The sequence below is a fragment of the Gluconobacter albidus genome (assembly GCF_002005485.1).
In the GTDB taxonomy this organism is placed as follows: Bacteria; Pseudomonadota; Alphaproteobacteria; order Acetobacterales; family Acetobacteraceae; genus Gluconobacter; species Gluconobacter albidus.
The window spans coordinates 511,959-530,005 of sequence record NZ_CP014689.1 but is presented as its reverse complement, the minus strand read 5'-3'; the positions used below and the strand labels follow the sequence as shown (position 1 = coordinate 530,005).

Below are 18,047 nucleotides of genomic sequence, written 5' to 3'. Positions count from 1 at the left end.
CTGTGACAAACAACACAGAAAGGTGTTTCTTCCTCCTCGCATCCCGATCAGGGAACAGACGTTGTTGTGAGAGGGCCACCAGCCCGGAAAAGGCCCGTTTTCTTCTGACAGAAGGAGCCTGACAATGACCATCCAGAGCACATACACAACGAAGTCCGGCAAGGGCCAGACCGAAGCCCAGGCCTCAACATCCGTTTTTACCCGTTTTGGTGACTGGCTGAGTGGAGCCAGTACCGATCGCTCGGGTCTGACTGAAGTCACGATCAGGATGATGAAGGAAGACTGTCAGTTTGCCACGACGATCAGTGAAGTCCGCGTTCCCCCCTCGACCCCGCTTTCACCGGAGCAGGTCGAGGATCTCATGGGGGAAAAAAGGATAAACCACATCTGCGAGCAGACAGGCCAGTCGCCGGAAGCTGTTGAGACAGCCCTCACCGAAGTGCTTCCCATGCTGGCGTCCATGCTTCGGGAAAACCCGGAACGCCTCTTCAGTTACCAATGCAAGATCAACTGAATCCTTCCTTCGGTCACTGATCAGAAATTGCAGAGACCGGGAATTGCAGGTTTTTGAACGGCGGAGGTCTCGTCAGAGACCTTCCGCCGTTCTCGCCATACGTCGACGACGCGGCCGCCCTGCGTTTTCTTCAAATCGTTCACTGATCTGGGCGGTCGTTTCCGGCGCAGCCAGAACAGCCCCGGATGCTTCGACACATCCGACTTTCTGTACGAATGCAAGAAGATCCGGAAAGTCCACTCCCACACCCCGCACCTTCAGGCCGAGCGCTTTCACGGCTTCAAGGGCCGCCCGGTAGAAAAGCATAGCGCTTTCATCCAACAGCGGAGCCTGCCCCGACTGCCGCCATGTCATGTCCGAGGGTGCCAGCAGAGACGCGTCGAACTGAACGCCGTCCAACAACCCCCCGACAGCACGCTCACGCAAAAGGCTCAGGCTGGAGGGGGCACTTCCAAACCCACCAAGAAAAATCTGGCATCCCTGATCGCGCAGGGCGGAGAGCGTGTAACAGGTCTCCTTGTCCTCCTGTGCCAGACCGCTCTCCTGAAAAACCAGATCCAGACGGCTGACAGGAAAGTCGCTACTCTGAAGAACCGCATTCAGGCGACCGTTAAAGTCTCCGTCAGGAGCCTGATCGTCCTCCAGAGAGACCATCAGACGCATCCCATCCGGCCATGTCGCGGCCTGTGAACACGCATTCCCCAGCAGATCCGAGTCAAACTCCCTCTGCTGCTGGCCCAGACTCTTGCGCCTGCTCTTGCGAAGGGTCCGACGTGGGACCGAGAGCCAGAGCTGGCTCATGTCTACCTGCGCCCCGAGCACCTTGTCTGTTCCGCTGCGTCCCAGCACGAAGCGTGGCAGCCATCGCAGGGGAGGCAGGGCACTTTTCTGCCGGGCCCTGCGACTCCGCAGCGTCGTGGCAAACATTCCCGCACTGGACTCAGCCATGGAGGCTGCATAGTCCGGTTTACCTTCGGGCGGTTCGGACAGCCCATCCACCCTGCCTGTCTGACCGACATACAGGTCCTGAGGAGTTGCCGCCACCGAAGTCGCTCCCCGTCCTAGATCATCCAATGCGGACACCTCCGTTCTTCATGTCGGGACATTGCCGCTCAACACCCTAATTTTTCCTTAATGGTGCAGGCTTTTCTGATGTCGTTTGAACCCGGATTACCGGCCTATACCCGCCCGGCCTATCGCCCCCGGCATGCCGAAACTCTTCGTTCGATCAATCCGGACAAAGCTGCTACGGTTTCGTGCCCGGACCTTCTTCCGGGCCTGTGACACCCTTGGGCGTGGGGTCTTTTCCCCTCCGAGACAGGACCATTCTGCATGACGGATGCCACAACCCGCTCCGCCGTATCTTCATCTTCCCAAGGCTCCCTTGTTGCGCTCCTGCCCTACTGGCAGGTCACTTTTGCCTCGTTTCTGGGCTGGTTTCTGGATGCCTTCGACCAGACGACGCTCATGTTCACGCTCCCCGACATCGCCCATGATTTCGGATGCACGATCGCTGATCTGGGAGCTGTGCTGATGGGGCAGTCCATCGGTCGGGCCGTCGGCAATACCGGCTGGGGATGGCTGGCTGACCGCTACGGTCGCAAGCCGGCTTTCATGCTCGGCGTGGTCTGGTTTGCGGTCTTTTCGGCCATGACCGGCCTCTCGCATCACTTTTATGTGCTGATGGCCGTGCAGTTCATGTTCGGAATCGGCTTTGGCGGCGAATGGACGGCCTCTGCCGCCCTCCTGATGGAAAGTGTCCCAGCCTGGACGCGCCCCATGGCCTCCGCACTCATGATGTCCGGCTATGAAGTCGGCTATTTCGTCGCGGCTGGCGTACAGGCCCTGATCCTGCCGCATTATGGATGGCGCGTACTGTTCTTCATCGGCCTCGCCCCTGCCGCGCTGGCACTGTTTATCCGGATCGGCGTACCGGAAAGCCCGGTCTGGCTGCGCAATCGCGAAGAACGTCTGGCTGGCAAGCAGCACCATGCAGCCCCGCCACCGCGCCCCAAATTCCGCCTGACGGGCGCGGCCCTTCAAGCCATCGCTTTCATGAGCTTTCTCGAATTCCAGAAGGCCGCGATCTACACCTATTACCCGACCATCCTGCGTGGCAGCCACCATCTCACGCAACAGGCGGTTTTCTGGCCTGTGACACTCTATTGTCTTGGATCGTTTGGCGGAAAGGTCCTGTGCGGCTGGCTTGCTGAACTGTTCGGCGAGGTCCGCGTCATGATCAGCGCGCTTGTCGTCGTGATGCTCGCGATCTGGCCGTTCCTGAGCGCCCCAACCTGGAACATGCTGCTGGTTGCGGCCTTCGTCATGGGAGCTGCGGCTTCGGGGATTTTCGCCCTTGTCCCGCATTATCTGGCGCAGCGTTTCCCGTCCGATACCCGCAGCTTCGGCATGGGGCTGGGCTATGCGCTCGGCTCCATCGGACAGGGCATGGCCCAGAAACTGGTGCCCATGTTCGGCCCGACCATCCTGACCCTGCCGCTCTCAGCCGAGCTTTTCGTACTGGGCACCAGTGTCGTGACAGGCGCCATCGCCCTGATCCGTCCGAAGGAACTTCCCGGCAAGCATATGTGAAGGGTGTGCAGTGGCCTCTTAAAGAGAGGCCGCAAGCCACTCCGCCGCCCGGATGCCATCAATCCCGGCGGAAAGGATGCCACCGGCATAGCCCGCCCCCTCGCCCGCCGGAAACAGCCCGCGCAGGGTCGGGCTTTGACCGTCACGGTCACGCCGCAGGCGGATCGGCGATGATGTCCGCGTCTCCACGCCTGTCATGACGGCATCATCCATGGAAAAGCCGCGCAGCTTGCGCTCGAACTGCGGCAGGGCTTCACGGATGGCGTCCGTCACGAAAGCCGGCAGGCACAGCGTCAGATCCGTCGGCGTTACACCGGGCTGATAGGACGGCACGACATCCCCCAGTGACGTGGACGGACACCCGGCCAGAAAATCTCCAACCCGCTGGGCGGGGGCATTGTAGTTGCTCCCCCCAGCGATGAACGCCGCCTTTTCCCACTGGCGCTGAAACGCCATGCCGCCCAGAACGTCGTCCGGGAAATCCAGCTCGGGCTTCACCTCAACGACGATACCGCTATTGGCATTGCGCTCGGCCCGGGAATACTGGCTCATCCCGTTGGTGACGACCTGCCCTTCCTCGGAGGTCGCTGCCACAACCTGCCCGCCCGGGCACATGCAGAACGAATAGACCGCACGGCCATTCGACGCATGATGGACGAGCTTGTAATCCGCAGCCCCTAGCATGTCGTGTCCGGCACTGGCGCCGAAACGGGCGACATCAATCACGGACTGGGGGTGTTCGATCCGTACGCCGATGGAGAACGGCTTGGGGTCCATCTCCACATGGGCCTGACGCAGCATTTCAAACGTATCGCGCGCCGAATGCCCGACCGCCAGAATGACCCGCTCCGCCGGAAGGTTTTCACCATTCGAAAGATGCAAGCCGCGCAGACGACGCTCCGCACCTTCGCCGTCCATCTCAAACCCCTCAACGCGGGTCTCGAAACGGTATTCGCCGCCCAGACGCTCGATTTCAGTGCGGATGAACATGACCATTGTGACCAGACGGAACGTACCGATATGGGGCTTGGAAATGGTCAGGATTTCTTCCGGGGCCCCCGCACGGACGAATTCTTCCAGAACATGCCGCCCCAGATGCCGCGCGTCTGACACGCCGGAATAGAGCTTGCCGTCCGAGAACGTCCCGGCTCCACCTTCGCCAAATTGAACGTTGCTCTCAGGCGTCAGGACGGATTTGCGCCACAGGGCGAACGTATCGACCGTCCGCGCCTTCACGTCCTTGCCGCGCTCGATAATGATGGGCTTCAGACCGGCCTGCGCCAGTGTCAGCGCCGCCATGATTCCGCACGGCCCCGCCCCGATCACGACAGGGCGCGGCATCCCTTCCAGCAACGTCGCTTTGGGCAAATGATAGGTCGTGTCTGGTGTGGGGCGGATATGCTGATCGTTTGCATGCGCGGCCAGAACTGCGGCCTCGTTCGCAACATCACAGTCCACATTATAGACCAGCACGATATGGCCACGCTTGCGGGCATCATATCCGCGGCGCGCCACGGTCAGGCTGTTCAGATCTTCAGAAGCAATGTTCAGACGCGCAAGCACGGCTTCGCGCAGCGCCTCCGCCGCATGATCGAGCGGGAGGCGCAGTTCGGTTATGCGGATCATCAGTGGTGCCCGTTCCCCGAATCATTCCCGGCCTTTCCCGCAACCGGCGGCGCGGGATCGGCATGATGCGTATCCGGTGAGCCCTCCATGATGCGGTCCATGATGGCCATCAGCACACCGGAGACGACGAAGGCCAGATGTATGCCGACGCTCCATTCCAGAGCGCGTGTCGAGGTCTCGTCCACGCGGATGAAATCCGCCAGCACATGGATCGCGGACATCGCCACGATCGACGCCATCAGCTTGATCTTGATGTCCCCGAACGTGACATGCCCGATCCAGCTCGGATAATCCTCATGACTGCGGATATCGAGCCGCGAGACGAAGTTCTCGTAGCCCGAGAACATCACGATCAGCAGAAGATTGGCCAGCAGGACCAGATCAATCAGATCCAGCACACCGACGAACACATCGTCGAAATCCAGCCCCGTTGCCTTCAGCACCAGTCCAATCAGCTGCTGGAAGAACTTGAACGCCACCAGCAGCAGCCCGATCGTCAGGCCGAAATAAAGCGGTGCGGCGATCCAGCGGGTCGCGAAGAAGGCGCGCTCCATCATGCCCTCGGCACGGCCGAAACTGCCGGTACGTCGGGTGGACTGCGGATCGGGAGAAGGAGAGGAAGTCGTCATGCTTCCTCTCTACGATTTCAGGGGACGTTTCGCCACCATGTTGTGAGCATGGGGGCGTGAGCGATCCGCTGCCCATTCCTTACGGTGTGATCTGCGTGCCCAGAACCTTGAGTAACTGCCCGATCCAGGCCGGATGCGCGGGCCATGCCGGACCGGTGACAAACTGCCCGTCCGTCACGGCGCCATCCATTGGAAGGGCCTGATATTCGGCCCCGGCGAGCAGCACTTCCGCACGACAGGCCGGATAGGCCGAAATCTTTTTGCCTTTGATGACGCCTGCCGCCGCCAGAAGCTGCGGACCGTGACACACGGCCGCCACCGGCTTGCCGCTCTCGACGAACGCCCGGATCAGATCCAGCACACTCTCATCGGTGCCGAGCTGCTCCGGCGCACGTCCACCCGGAATGACCAGCGCGTCGTAAGAATCTGCCGTCACGCCGGCATAGGTCGCGTTCAGCGTGAAATTATGGCCGCGCTTTTCGGTGTAGGTCTGATGGCCTTCGAAGTCATGGATCGCCGTGGCGATCTGCTCCCCGGCCTTTTTGCCCGGCGAGACCACATCGACCTTGTGCCCGACCAGAAGCAGCATCTGGAACGGCACCATGATTTCGTAATCCTCAACGAAATCACCTGCGATGATGAGAATACGTTTTTCGGCCATCGTTTCCTGTCCTTCTTCATAGGCGCAGTCCCAGGGGCTGCGGCCAGTCTTCACCCTGTAACGACACCACGCCCCATGCCGTTCGGCAATATCGTCACGCATGGGGATATAGAGATGGGACGGTCGCGTCACATGCGGTAAGGTCATGCCTTCATTCTTGCAGCACTGGCCTCCATGACTTCAGATCCCCACCACGCCTGCGATCACGCCCATCATGACGCCGCCCCGCATGACCATGCAGGACACGACCACGCGGACCATGGCCCCCACGATCATGACCACGGGGATTGCGACGGGCACAGTCATGGCTTCGGATTCGGCCACCAGCACGTCCATGCTCCGGCAAGTTTCGGTGCGGCCTTCGCCATTGGCATCGCCCTGAACGCGGCCTATGTCACAGGCGAAGCGCTCTGGGGCGTCTGGGCCCATTCGATGTCCCTGCTGGCCGATGCGGGACACAACCTGTCCGACGTATTGGGTCTCGCGGGGGCATGGCTGGCGCAGGTTCTGGCGACCCGTCCCTCCAGCGCACGCTTCACCTATGGACTGCGCCGCTCCACGATCCTCTCGGCCCTTGCAAACGCCACGATCCTGCTGCTGGTGACCGGCGGAATCGTCTGGGAATCCGTCCTGCGCCTGTTCTCCCACGAGATGGTGCAGGGCGAGATCATCAGCTGGGTCGCGCTGGTCGGGATCGCCGTCAACACCGTCACGGCCATGCTGTTCATGAAAGGCGCCTCGAACGATCTCAACATCCGTGGCGCCTTCCTGCACATGGCAGCGGATGCCGTCATGGCGTTTTCGGTCGTCATCGCCGGACTGCTCATTTCGTTTACGGGTTATACGATCATCGACCCGATCATGAGCCTGATCGTCTCTGCGTCCATCGTCGCCGGCACATGGTCCCTGCTGCGCCATTCGCTGGATCTGGCGCTGGATGCGGTCCCGGCGGGGATCGACCCCGGGGCGGTTCAGACAGCCCTCCTGTCCGTCGAAGGCGTGTCCGGTCTGCATCATCTGCATATCTGGGCCATGAGCACGACCGAGACTGCCCTGACCGTTCATCTCCTCTGCGATCCTGCACATCCCGTCTCTCCGGACCGGATCATCGCGAGCGCCGCCGCGCTGCTGCGGACGCAGTTTGACATCGCCCACCCCACTTTCCAGCTTGAAACACAGCCCTCTGTCTGCGACACGCACCAGCCCTGCTGCTGAGGACGCGTCATGACATCAACCCGCATCAAGGTCGCCCGGGCCTCCATCGCACTGAGCGTGGTGGTCCTTGCCATCAAATACGCGGCCTATGCGGTCTCGGGCTCCAGCGCCCTGCTTTCGGACGCGATCGAGACCATCCTGAACGTGGTGGCGGCTGTCGGAACGCTCTGGGCCATGTCCGTCGCGGCCCTTCCAGCCGACGACAACCACCCCTACGGCCACGGCAAGGCGGAATATCTGTCCGCCGTCCTCGAAGGCGTTCTGGTCGTCCTGACGGCCATCGGAATTCTGGTCATCGCCGTTCATGACTGGCGCCATCCCGAACCCATCCGCGCGCCCTTCTCCGGCGTGGCCCTCAACGCACTGGCCGGGCTGGTCAATCTCGTCTGGGGCCGCATCCTGATCGCGGTCGGCCGCAAACAGTCCTCACAGGCCCTTCAGGCGGCGGGCGAACACGTCGTTTCGGATGTGTGGGCGACCGTGGCACTCGTGATCGGCGTCTCCCTGATCCCGCTGCTCAAATGGGACCGCCTCGACGCCGTTCTGTCCGGACTGGTTGCGCTGAACGTCATGCGCGCCGGTTTTTCCATGATGAAGCATTCCCTGTCCGGCCTGATGGACGAAGCGCCGTCGCCCGAGCAGATGGAGGCGGTCAAGGCCGTGATTTCCGCCAGCGCCACTGGTGCGCTGGAGGCCCACGACCTCCGCATCCGCAAGGTCGGCGCCCTGTCCTTCGTGGAATTCCATCTCGTGGTGCCGAGCGCCCTGACCGTCCATGACGCCCATGAAATCTGCGACCAGATCGAGGCCGCCATCCGATCCGAACTGGGCCGTGCCTCCATCCACATCCATGTCGAGCCTGAAGACAAGGCCAAACATTCCGGCGCCCTTGTCCTGAGCTGAAGCCACATACTCACTTCATGGGGAAAGCGGCCGCTACTGTGCGGTTTATGACACAGCCCGGAACGGATTCAGCCCCCCGCACGCCATCAGATGAGAACCCTTGACCCTCCTCCCGCGTTGGTGGCAGGTGCACATCATCAGCGCACGGGCCTTAAAACCGGGCGTATCCTCCACAGCCTGACCCTCCTTCCCGGACGTCCGAATATTGGCCGATACACCGCCTCCTTCTCCCGTTGCTGCTGTTTCCTCAGAGCCTCCGGCCCCGGACGTGCGCTCCTCGCCACACGCCATGCGCCGCAAGGACCGCATCCTGCATCTGAGGCGTTCAGCGAAAGTAACAACGAACCAGTGGCGCCGTACGGCGGTCTACTGGCTGGGTGCGGTTCTGGTCGGTACCGTGGCCGTGCTTTTCGCACGACTGGGCGACTGGGCGGCAGGCATCCGTCACCAGATCATCGCCTGGCATCCCGCGGCCATGCTGATCGTCGCTCCCGTCGGACTGGCACTCATCACCTGGGCCACACGGACCGTCTTCAAGGGCGCGCAGGGTTCGGGCATCCCCCAGACGATCGCAACCCTGCATATCGAGAATGTCGCGGTCGTGGATCGCGTGCTGTCTCTCAAGACCTCCCTTGGCAAGATCCTGCTGACGTCCTTTGGCCTGATCTGCGGCGCGTCCATCGGCCGCGAAGGCCCGAGCGTACAGGTCGGGGCGTCCATCATGCACGCCTTCTCGCGGCTGCTGGGACAGTCGAACATTGCGGCGCGGCGCAGCATGATTCTTGCGGGCGGCGCAGCAGGCATGGCTGCCGCCTTCAACACGCCCCTCGCCGGAATCATGTTCGCCATCGAGGAACTTTCGCACTCTTTCGAACAGAAGACATCAGGCCGCACACTCACGGTTGTCGTCCTGTCCGGCGTCACCGCCATCGCGCTGATCGGGAACTACACGTATTTCGGTCATGCGGATGTGGACGTTCCGGTTGGCACTGCCTGGATCGCGGTTCTGACCTGCGGCATTCTGGGTGGCCTTGCGGGAGGCAGCTTCTCGGCCATCCTCATTAAAGCCTCACGCGGCATTCCCGGCCGCGTGGGCCACTTCGCCGCCACGCGCCCCATCGCCTTTGCGGCATCCTGCGGCTTCGTACTGGCCCTGATCGGCCTTCTCTCCAAAGGCGCGACCTATGGCACAGGCTACGATCAGGCCCGCGCCATTTTCAACGGCACCGAGCATTATCCCGCTTCGTTCTTCATCCTCAAATATCTGGCGATGATCGTCTCATACTGCTCCGGCATACCGGGCGGCATGTTCGCCCCCTCTCTTGCCATCGGCGCGGGAATTGGCGGCTGGGTGGAGCAGTTCCTGCCGCATACCACGCCCGGCGCGGTCGTCCTGCTTGGCACGGTGGCCTATTTCTGCGGCATGTCGCAGTCTCCCCTGACCGCAACCATCATCGTCATGGAAATGTGCGACAACCAGCAGGTTACACTTGCGCTGCTGGCCACGTCCTTTCTGGCCTTCGGCGTATCAAAAATGATCTGCCCGCATTCGCTCTACAGTTGCCTCGCCGACCGCTTCATGGAGGCCAATGATCGCGGTGCCCATCATAGGCAGCCCACCTCTGACAAGGAAAAACCGGCGCCCTGATTTTTCAGAAGCGCCAATTTTTCCTCTCTTACGGCTCGCTCAAAAGGGAGTGCGTCGCAGCCTCTTGTTCCATGGCGCAGCGCGCCGCATCGGGCGCCACAGGATGCGCCTGCATCGCCAGCAGTTCACGACGCGCCGCTGCCAGATCATCCTGAAGCTCCGGGTTCGCCAGAAGCGCATCCATCAGGGACGACGCATTCAGATAGCCCGCCTGAACGTCAGATTTCCAATGTGCGCCACAGACAATCCGGCTCTCCCCGAAGACGCGGCCGCGCTGGAGAAGCGCCGTAGCATGCTCCGGCATCAGATGCGCCAGAAGCAGCGCCATACCATATCCCGCCGTCGTATGCCCTGAGGGATAGGACGAATGCAGCCCGAGCCCATCAGGGGACGTGCAGATCGGCAGATTCGTGCCCACGAAGGGGCGCGTGCGATGCCAGTATGTCTTGGCTTCGGATGTCCGGTGTCCAACAGCATGGCGGATGCGCTCCAGAACGCGCCTGAGATGCGGTGCCCGGGCAAGGTCGAGATCAAAACCTGCGGCACAGGAGAAATCCCGGACCAGATGCGTCGGGTCCAGATCCGCATCGCTCTGGGCCAATTGCCAGCGCGCTGTATCCTTCAGGGCGCGCGTGGCACGAAAGACCCGGTCATCGTCAAGCTGCGCTGCGCTCCCTGCCACGGGCGGAGGTGCCAGAACGAGCCGCTCGTCCGGTGCTGCGCTTTCAGGCAACGCTCCGTTGTGCCGCGCTGAGGGCGCACAGGCCGAAAGGACAGTCGCACATACAAGCAGGGCAACAGGCAAACGAGGGGCAGAACGCATGGGCCGGAAAATCCCGTCAGAGCATTGGAACAGAATAACACTCCGTACCCTTAACGTCGGGCGACCCTGACGCGAAGACTTTTCCGCGTGACGCCTTCATGACAGTGTCACTGCCTGAAATCCCAGAGCCCGACAGGATCGCCTCATGACGTCCACTGCTCCCCGCGTCTCCATCCGCTACTGCACACAGTGCAACTGGCTGCTCCGTTCCGGCTGGATGGCCCAGGAACTGCTTTCGACATTCGGTCAGGATCTGGGAGAAGTCGCATTGATCCCGGACAGCGGTGGCCGCTTTGAAATTCATGTCAACGAAACGCTGGTCTGGGAGCGCAAGCGCGACGGAGGCTTTCCCGGTCCCAAGGAACTGAAACAGCGCGTGCGGGACATCATTGCCCCTGAACGCGACCTCGGGCACACGGACCGCCCCTCCGGCCAGCAGTCCTGATCAGGCCATCTTCTCGAAAGCCTTCCGCACCTTGTCGAGACTGTAGGGTTTGGGAACAAACAGACCGCGCACCGGCAACCGAACCTGATCGGCGGGAATATCCGCGGAGGTGAGGATGATTTTCACGGGCGGCCAGCGCCTGCGTGCGATTTCCGCCAGTATCTGACCGTCCTCACCATCAGGCAGATGAATGTCGGCAAACAGGTAACCGATCGTCGGATCCGTCTCCAGAAACGCAATGGCCTCCGACGTCGAGCGCGCGCTCAGGGTCCTGAAACCGGCCGTCTCGAAGTAGTCTTCCGTCATCATGCGAATGAAGACGATATCTTCGACAATCAGGATCGTGGGCCGTGGGTCAGGGTCCTGGGGCATGAAAATCACGGGTCTCCGGTCAGTCTCAGAGTGTTGCGAGCGACAGCGTCGGGGCGGTCAGGTCCGCACATAAACCCGTTGACGCATAATGAAGTTCCGTTTTTCCGTGCCGACCCAGTCCGGCCTTGAGAAGACGCACACCAAATCCGGTCCGCTCCGGCGGTGTAACCGACGGCCCGCCAGCCTCCCGCCACGTGAGCGTCATAACGGCCTCGGCGCCCGTAATCGTCCAGTTCAGGGACACCTTCCCCTGCGGAACGCTGAGCGCACCATATTTCATGGCGTTTGTCGCCAGTTCGTGCAGCACCATTGAAAAAGATGTCGCCGTATCGGGACCAAGTTTGAGAAACGGTCCCGATACCTCGACCCGGTCTTCAACGCCCAGCGGCGTCAGCACACCACACACCAGACTGGCCAGATCAGTAGACTGCCAGTTCCGGCGCATCAGCAGATCATGCGCGGCGCTGAGGGCCACCAGACGGGACGTAAACGTCCTGAGCGGCCCCTGATCGTCCACGTTCCGAAACCCCTGATGTGCAAGGCTCTGGACGATGCTGAGCGTGTTCTTGAGGCGATGCAGGATCTCGTGATTGACGATTTCCTGCTGCGCTTCGGTATCCCATTCGTCCAGCGCCGTAAAAATCCGGTCGGCAGTCGTGCGGATGAAAGACGCTTCATCCAGCGTCCAGCCGCGCGGCGTGGCACTGTGGACGAACAGACATCCCGTCAGCTCGCCATGATCCATTTTCGGCACGACGATCTGTGCCTCCACTTCCAACGCACGGCAGGCATCCTGCTCTTCCTGCATCCAGGACGGGCTGGAGAGATCGTCCAGGATGAGAACGGCTCCACTGCGCAGGAAATCGGACGTGCGGCGAAACGTCTGGAACAGAAAATCACCCGAAATCGGCGACACATCCGGGCTGCACCAGCCATGATCAATGGTGAAAAGTTCATCACGCACCGTAATGGTCGCAAACCCGACACGCTGGACTTCAAGCCTGCGCCCCAGAAGGCCGCATGCCTCTGCCAGCGCCTGCCTGCGCGTCGTGGCGGCACGCAGGGCGTCCTCAACCGCCAGCAGGGTGGTCAGACGACTGGTCGCGTTTTTTTCGGGGGTGATATCCTGAAGCGTTCCAATCAGCCGGATCGGACGTCCGGCCCCGTCCCTGTCCAGAACGCCCTGTCGCCGGACCCAGCGTTCCTGCCGGTTATCATCCCGGATGATGCGGTAGTCGAGTTTCAGCGGCGCCGAACCGTCCAGAAGTTCTGACAGAAGGGGAATATGTACCCTGTCGTCCTGATGCACACGCTGGGCCCATTGCGGCGCCGTCACAATCTCGGTGACGGGCATGCCGATAATGCGACAGACTTCCGGAGAGACCGTGATATCCCCGCTGACCAGATCGTATTCATAAATACCCACGCCACCTGCCGCACCCGCAGCCTGCTGGAGAGCATATTTTTCGCGGGCGTGCCGCCGTTCCGCATCCGCCTGCCGGGCCTCTCGGGCGACACGCTTGCGGCGGAGCTGCTGTGCGGCCAGACGCCGCTCCTGGGCGATCGTCTCCCGACGCAGTTCCATCAGGCGCATGGCCTGGCGGGCCAGAGCGGCCAGACCGTCATTTTCCCGCTCAGACAACCCCTGCGGACGGCTGTACAGATCCACGACACATAGTGTTCCAAAAGTCTCGTTTTCGGCTGTAAACAGCGGATACCCGGCATAGAACCGGAGCCCCGGCCCTCCGCAGACAAGACTGTTCTTTCGCGTTTCGGGATCGGCCATCATATCGGGGATCACCACCGGAGCCCCTCGTGCGATGACGGCCGCACATCCGGAATTCGCCAGCGCTCCATACGTCTGGTCCGTTCCGACACGTGCGGAAAACCAGAGCTGATCTCCGTCCAGAATGCTGACCAGCGCAATGGGGGTGCGGCACAAGGCCGCCGCAGCAATGGCAAGATCGTCCAGATCGAGATCCGAAAAGGCTTCCAGATCTCCATAAGCGCCCGGTCCGGCAGCTCTGCCCGGCGGCGCAGCAGACGATGACACAGTCTCCAGATACGCCTCCTGAACAGGATCCCTGTCCTGCATCAGACAGATATAGCGTGTTTTCGCCGCTGCAACAATTGACCCGCCGCATCGGCCTGCATCTGGAGCAAGCTGTGGCTCAATTACCGCTGGAGAGGTCGATCGCAGCCAGAACCCCGTCTTCGGTCCCGAAAGCCAGCGCGCCCCCCTGAGGCGTAAAGCCCAGCGATGTCACCTTGCCGCGCTTGGTGTCCTGTCCCGAACACAGCGGCAATACGCGTTGATCGCCGCCGCCGATTTCCGCCAGAACGACCGTGCCGTCCTCATAACCCGCCGCGATGATATCTTCCTTCGGGTTCGGACAGACCGCACTGACGAAAAGCCCTGGCAGTCGCGCCAGTTCAGCCGGCGCTTTGCCCATCGGGCCACCGCCCGTGAACGGCCACAATACGATCGCATCCGCCCCGGCCGTTGCCAGCCAGCGCCCGTTACGCGTGAAGCCCATGGACTTCACCTGCTTCGGATAGCCGCTCATGCGCATGTTGTGCCCGTCCGACAGGCGCCAGCCATGCAGGTCGTTTTCCTGCATGGACGTCACAAGCGCCTCCCCGCCCGGATGGATGGCAATCGCGATATGGCTGCCCTTCCACTCAAACGGCCGCACGCTGTCGACCCTGGCCTGCACGAACCACATCGACACACCATTATAATGTGACGCCGCAATCCGCTTGCCCTTCGTATCGAACACGATGCCGGTCACGGTCGAGGGATGTTCCAGAACCTTGAGCGTCTGCCGCCCTTCCGCCGCACGGACCTCGATCTGCTTGCCGGACGAGAACGCCAGATGGTCCGTCGTGCTGGCCACGCAGTCGATCCAGCGACGGCCCTCATGCAGAATTTCGCTTCGTCCATCGGCAAAGGTCCGGACGAGTTTCCCGTCCTCCCCGCCCGTCAGAAACGCATCCGGCGCACAGTCCTGCGCCAGACACAGCCCGCCATCATGCACGGTCACGACCGTCCAGCTTTCCGCATCCCGCAGACGGCCCCGCGGAATGAGAACAAGCTCTCCATCCACCGTCAGCGCCGCAAAGCTGTGCCCATCGCGCGAGGACACCACATGCACAATCGGGCTCTCGAACCGGCGCTCCGCACCCCGGTCCGCCAGAAGATCACTCATCATCCTGCAATGCAGCTTTCAAAGCCGCGCCGAAGCTGCGGACGGTTCAGATTGCGCCCGATAAACACCAGACGGGAATCCCGGCTCTCGCCCTCACGGAACGGACCGATGAAGTCTCCGTCCGCCATCATATGCACGGCTTGGAACGCGAAGCGGTTCTGCTCGCCCTTGAAGTGCAGGATGCCCTTGGCCCGCAGAATGTCCGCCCCCTGCTCCTGGAGAATCGCGCCAATCCAGGCCTGAAAACGCGGCTGGTCGATCGGTTCCCTGATGCTCAGGGAAATGCTGGTAATGCCTTCCTCGTGGGAGTGATGCTCGTTTTCCAGAAAGTCGGGCATCGTCTTGAGCGCGCGCGCCAGGTCGAAGCCGCCACGATCAAGGATATCCGTCAGCTTCACGCCGCCATGCTGCGCCTCGTGGATCTGCGCCACGGCATTGATCTTGCGCAGACGCGCCACGATGTCGCGGCGACGTTCCTCGTCTGCCAGATCGACCTTGTTCAGCACAATCACATCGGCAAACGCGATCTGGTTTACGGACTCAGGGCTTTCGTCCAGCGTCTCCATGACATTGAACGCGTCCACAACCGTCACAACCGCGTCCAGACGCGCCTTTTCGCGAAGGTTCTCGTCCACGAAGAAGGTCTGCGCGACCGGGGCCGGATCGGCCAGTCCGGTCGTCTCGACGATGATGCCGTCAAACCGGTTCCGACGCCGCAGCAGACTGCCCAGAATGCGGATCAGATCCCCGCGCACCGTGCAGCAGATACAGCCGTTGTTCATTTCAAACACTTCCTCGTCAGCATCCACGACGAGGTCGTTATCAATCCCGAGTTCACCGAACTCATTCACGACAACCGCATATTTGCGGCCATGCTCGGCCGTCAGGATATGATTGAGAAGCGTCGTCTTGCCGGCGCCAAGAAAGCCGGTCAGGACCGTTACGGGAACGGTGCCACTCCGGTCAGACGCTGCAGTCTCGCGGGTAGTATCAGGGGTGCTGGACATAAGGCCTCCGTAATCTGCCTTACGATATAGGCCGGACCCCGCCCGCTTGAAACCCGTTCCGTATCGGGGACGGCCGATAGGCCAGGGCCAGCCCCAGAAGCAGGAACCCCCAGCCACTCAGCGGCAGGTTCAGGAAATCCGACGTGGAGGCGATCGGCCATTCCTGAATCAGCACCGCCGCAAACAGACCGATTGCGATCGCGTGCCCGTCCCTACCCGGCCAGATCGCCTTCAGCCATGTCGCGATCATCAGCACGAACAACAGAAGTCCCGGCACGCCGGCATTGACCAGAGCCTGAAGATAATGGTTGTGAGGGTGCTGCACACACAAAACCATCCAGCCCCTCGCCGGTACGGCATTGGAAAGCCAGAACAGTCCGTGGAACGTGGCTGGATCCGCGCAGAAATGTCGATACGCATCATAACCCTGACCGATCCAGGGATGCGCCTGTGCCATGACAACCGCATGGGTATAAATTTCCCCATAAGGCGACTGGCCGAAATGCGTGAGTTGCTCGTGCGCCAGTGTCACGAGATGAAAGAAGCTGCCCGGCGAAAACAGCCGCGCCAGCAGTACCAGGACCGGCAACATCGCCGCCGCCGCCAGCGCCGCAGGACGCATGGGTCGGTACAGCACCGCACACACGCCGATCCCCAGAAGCGAGAGCACAAGCGGCATCCGCTGCCCCGCCAGTACCATGATCCCGACAGCCAGAATTGTGGCGGCACACAGCCCGAGCGTCCGCCTCAGACGACTCCGCGCCCCCTCCGCCACCGCACAGCCCACCATCAGCAGCGGCAGAACCAGCCGGGACAGCGGCGCCGCAGCTCGGGGATGTGCGTAAGGGCCCGTCAGCGTTCCATCATGAAAGCGCGGAATCCCGAACAGATTGCGCCCAAACACGGCCTGAACCAGCATCTGCACCGCAATATAAACGCCACAGGCACAGGTCAGCCACAGCACACGCCTGCGCCAGACCACATCCCGGAGCAGCCAACAACCCAGTGCGGCCGCCGCAAGTGGAAAACGGATCGCCAGCAGCGCCTGAACCAGCGCCCCATGTCCCGGCGACACCCACAGCGTGCACAGAACCTGCCAGCCCCACCAGCAGAACGTCGCGACAACCCAGGGCTCGCGGAACCAGTCCCATCCGCCCTGCCGCCGCCCGGTCAGGGACGAATGGAGCAGCAGAAGAACTGCCAGAAGATCAAGATCGGCCTCACCTGCCACGCGCACATGCGTCAGGGCCAGAGGCAGGACCAGGGCGGCCCATCGGCCAATCCGGGTCACGGCGGAAGGAGAGAAGCACATCTCCAGTGGATGGAAGGTTTCCGCTTCGCATGCAACCACTTACAGTCCGAAGCGCTTTTTCGTTACTGTCTATTTCCAGTGGAGACAATCATGGCATCCGACACCATCCTCATCCCCGGCATCGACACGCCCCTTTCCCGCGTGGCCCTTGGCACCTGGGCCATCGGCGGCTGGATGTGGGGCGGCCCCGACGATGACAATGGCGTCCGCACCATTCACGCGGCCCTCGACGAAGGCATCAACCTGATCGACACGGCCCCGGTTTATGGCTTCGGGCATTCCGAGGAAGTCGTAGGTCGCGCGCTGGCTGAGAAGCCCAACAAAGCCCATGTCGCCACCAAACTCGGACTGCACTGGGTCGGCGAAGACGAAAAGAACATGAAGGTTTTCCGGGACTCCCGCCCGGCCCGTATCCGCAAGGAAGTCGAAGACTCGCTGCGTCGCCTGCGTGTGGAAACGATCGACCTCGAACAGATCCACTGGCCCGATGACAAGACCCCCATCGACGAGAGCGCCCGCGAACTCCAGAAGCTCCATCAGGAAGGCAAGATCCGCGCCCTCGGCGTCAGTAATTTCTCGCCCGAACAGATGGACATTTTCCGCGAAGTCGCCCCGATCGCCACGATCCAGCCGCCGCTGAATCTGTTCGAACGTACGATCGAAAAGGACATCCTGCCCTACGCCGAAAAGAATAACGCCGTCATTCTGGCCTACGGCGCCCTGTGTCGCGGCCTGCTGACCGGCAAGATGAGCCAGGACACGACCTTCCCCAAGGACGATCTGCGCTCGAACGATCCGAAGTTCCAGAAGCCGAACTTCGAGAGCTATCTCGCAGCCGTCGAAGAGTTCAAAAAGCTCGCCGAGAAGCGTGGCAAATCCACCATGGCCTTCGCCGTCCGCTGGGTTCTCGATCAGGGTCCGGTCATCGCCCTGTGGGGTGCCCGCAAGCCCGAACAGGTCTCAGGGGTGAAGGATGTCTTCGGCTGGACCCTGACGGACGAGGATAAGAAAGCCGTGGACGACATTCTGGCACGCCACGTGCCGAAAGCCATCGACCCGACCTTCATGGCTCCGCCCCAGCGGGACTGAGG

Annotated in this window: 18 protein-coding genes; 8 read left to right on the top strand and 10 right to left on the bottom strand. The window is 61.7% G+C overall.

Features of this window, described 5'->3' with window-relative positions; translation table 11 throughout:
- Window positions 1–124: 124 nt before the first annotated feature.
- Window positions 125–514: a YidB family protein gene (locus A0U94_RS02285; protein WP_062108956.1), complete on the top strand. Its 390-nt coding sequence runs from the start codon at window positions 125–127 to the stop codon at window positions 512–514.
- Window positions 515–586: 72 nt separating this feature from the next.
- On the opposite strand, the gene A0U94_RS02280 is transcribed toward A0U94_RS02285, so the two are convergent.
- On the bottom strand, window positions 587–1,558 hold the full coding sequence (locus A0U94_RS02280) for an EAL domain-containing protein (protein ID WP_233142515.1): 972 nt from the start codon (window positions 1,556–1,558) through the stop codon (window positions 587–589).
- Window positions 1,559–1,666: 108 nt separating this feature from the next.
- Between A0U94_RS02280 and A0U94_RS16220 the strand changes: the two genes are divergently transcribed.
- A complete protein-coding gene (locus A0U94_RS16220) occupies window positions 1,667–1,798 on the top strand; it encodes a hypothetical protein (protein ID WP_276329212.1) in 132 nt (43 codons plus the stop codon).
- 48 nt (window positions 1,799–1,846) lie between these two features.
- Entirely contained in the window at window positions 1,847–3,106 is a 1,260-nt protein-coding gene (locus A0U94_RS02275) for an MFS transporter (protein WP_077802320.1), read from the top strand.
- 18 nt (window positions 3,107–3,124) lie between these two features.
- Here the strand turns inward: A0U94_RS02275 and A0U94_RS02270 are convergent, their stop codons facing one another.
- From A0U94_RS02270 to A0U94_RS02260, 3 genes are all read right to left on the bottom strand, one after another.
- Window positions 3,125–4,732 (bottom strand): NAD(P)/FAD-dependent oxidoreductase, encoded by a 1,608-nt coding sequence (locus tag A0U94_RS02270; RefSeq protein WP_077802319.1) that lies wholly within the window; start codon window positions 4,730–4,732, stop codon window positions 3,125–3,127.
- The gene (locus A0U94_RS02265; protein WP_062030151.1) at window positions 4,732–5,361 is read right to left on the bottom strand and encodes a TIGR00645 family protein; all 630 of its coding nucleotides are present in this window, start codon (window positions 5,359–5,361) and stop codon (window positions 4,732–4,734) included. The genes A0U94_RS02270 and A0U94_RS02265 overlap by 1 nt, the downstream gene beginning before the upstream one ends.
- 79 nt (window positions 5,362–5,440) lie before the next feature.
- The gene (locus A0U94_RS02260; protein ID WP_077803794.1) at window positions 5,441–6,022 is read right to left on the bottom strand and encodes a DJ-1/PfpI family protein; all 582 of its coding nucleotides are present in this window, start codon (window positions 6,020–6,022) and stop codon (window positions 5,441–5,443) included.
- A gap of 174 nt (window positions 6,023–6,196) precedes the next feature.
- On the opposite strand from A0U94_RS02260, the gene A0U94_RS02255 reads away from it, so the two are divergent.
- The 3 genes from A0U94_RS02255 (at window position 6,197) to A0U94_RS02245 (ending at window position 9,788) form a co-directional block, all read left to right on the top strand.
- Complete coding sequence (locus A0U94_RS02255; RefSeq protein WP_077802318.1) at window positions 6,197–7,237, top strand: cation diffusion facilitator family transporter; 1,041 nt, start codon at window positions 6,197–6,199, stop codon at window positions 7,235–7,237.
- Between the two features lie 9 nt (window positions 7,238–7,246).
- Window positions 7,247–8,140 carry a cation diffusion facilitator family transporter gene (locus A0U94_RS02250; protein ID WP_062030155.1) on the top strand — a complete coding sequence of 298 codons (894 nt, stop codon included), beginning with the start codon at window positions 7,247–7,249 and terminating at the stop codon, window positions 8,138–8,140.
- Between the two features lie 289 nt (window positions 8,141–8,429).
- Entirely contained in the window at window positions 8,430–9,788 is a 1,359-nt protein-coding gene (locus tag A0U94_RS02245; protein WP_208611689.1) for a chloride channel protein, read from the top strand.
- A gap of 28 nt (window positions 9,789–9,816) precedes the next feature.
- Here A0U94_RS02245 and A0U94_RS02240 read toward each other — a convergent pair whose 3' ends face one another.
- Window positions 9,817–10,611 (bottom strand): acid phosphatase, encoded by a 795-nt coding sequence (locus tag A0U94_RS02240; protein WP_077802316.1) that lies wholly within the window; start codon window positions 10,609–10,611, stop codon window positions 9,817–9,819.
- Window positions 10,612–10,756: 145 nt separating this feature from the next.
- Between A0U94_RS02240 and A0U94_RS02235 the strand changes: the two genes are divergently transcribed.
- Complete coding sequence (locus A0U94_RS02235) at window positions 10,757–11,056, top strand: Rdx family protein (protein WP_077802315.1); 300 nt, start codon at window positions 10,757–10,759, stop codon at window positions 11,054–11,056.
- Here A0U94_RS02235 and A0U94_RS02230 read toward each other — a convergent pair whose 3' ends face one another.
- The 5 genes from A0U94_RS02230 to A0U94_RS02210 form a co-directional block, all read right to left on the bottom strand.
- On the bottom strand, window positions 11,057–11,428 hold the full coding sequence (locus A0U94_RS02230) for a response regulator (RefSeq protein ID WP_149026643.1): 372 nt from the start codon (window positions 11,426–11,428) through the stop codon (window positions 11,057–11,059).
- 25 nt (window positions 11,429–11,453) lie between these two features.
- Window positions 11,454–13,481, bottom strand: a complete 2,028-nt coding sequence (locus tag A0U94_RS02225) for a GAF domain-containing protein (protein ID WP_167369341.1) — start codon at window positions 13,479–13,481, stop codon at window positions 11,454–11,456.
- 118 nt (window positions 13,482–13,599) lie between these two features.
- A complete protein-coding gene (locus A0U94_RS02220) occupies window positions 13,600–14,640 on the bottom strand; it encodes a WD40 repeat domain-containing protein (RefSeq protein WP_062030166.1) in 1,041 nt (346 codons plus the stop codon).
- Window positions 14,637–15,644, bottom strand: coding sequence for a CobW family GTP-binding protein (locus tag A0U94_RS02215; protein ID WP_077802313.1), 1,008 nt, complete (start codon window positions 15,642–15,644; stop codon window positions 14,637–14,639). The genes A0U94_RS02220 and A0U94_RS02215 overlap by 4 nt, the downstream gene beginning before the upstream one ends.
- 19 nt (window positions 15,645–15,663) lie before the next feature.
- Window positions 15,664–16,995, bottom strand: a complete 1,332-nt coding sequence (locus A0U94_RS02210) for an O-antigen ligase family protein (protein ID WP_244178046.1) — start codon at window positions 16,993–16,995, stop codon at window positions 15,664–15,666.
- A 51-nt stretch (window positions 16,996–17,046) separates the two neighbouring features.
- On the opposite strand from A0U94_RS02210, the gene A0U94_RS02205 reads away from it, so the two are divergent.
- A complete protein-coding gene (locus A0U94_RS02205; protein ID WP_077802312.1) occupies window positions 17,047–18,045 on the top strand; it encodes an aldo/keto reductase in 999 nt (332 codons plus the stop codon).
- The last annotated feature ends 2 nt before the right edge of the window (window positions 18,046–18,047 follow it).